General features: G+C 69.3%; 1 pseudogene. It reads right to left on the bottom strand.

Annotated features, from left to right (window positions below):
- Window positions 1–579 (bottom strand): annotated as a pseudogene (gene kasB, locus A5659_RS13755) (3-oxoacyl-ACP synthase KasB); the annotation flags it as partial.

The following is a 579-nucleotide window of genomic DNA, read 5'->3' as shown; positions in this document are numbered from 1 at the left end:
TCAGTACCGCCCGAAGGCGATGGCCACGTTGTGTCCGCCGAAGCCGAACGAGTTGTTGATGGCGTACTCGTAGTTGCCGGGGCGGGGTTTGCCGGCTACGACGTCCAGGTCGATTTCGGGGTCGAGGTTTTCCAGGTTGAGTGTGGGTGGGACGACCTGGTCGCGCAGGGCGAGCACGGTCAGGATGGATTCCACGGCGCCGACCGCGCCCACCGAGTGGCCCAGGGCGGCTTTGGGGGCGTAGACGGCGGCGTTGCCGCCGTGGGGGCCCAGGGCGTTGTTGATGGCCTTGGCTTCGGCGACGTCTCCGACGGAGGTGCCGGTGGCGTGGGCGTTGACGTGGCCGATGTCGGAGGGGCTCAGGCCGGCGAGTTGGATGGCGCGGCTCATGGCGTGGCCGGCGCGTTCGCCGTTGGGGTCCGGGGCGACCATGTGGTAGCCGTCGGAGGTGATGCTGGCGCCCATGATGCGGGCCAGGATGTTGGCGCCGCGGGCCTTGGCGTGTTCTTCGGTTTCGATGACCATCAGCGCGCCGGCCTCGCCGAAGACGAATCCGGTGCGGTCGCGGTCGAACGGGCG

It is taken from the genome of Mycobacterium sp. 1165196.3 (genome assembly GCF_001673415.1).
Classification (GTDB): Bacteria; Actinomycetota; Actinomycetes; order Mycobacteriales; family Mycobacteriaceae; genus Mycobacterium; species Mycobacterium europaeum_A.
This window is presented reverse-complemented; position numbering and strand designations above follow the sequence as displayed.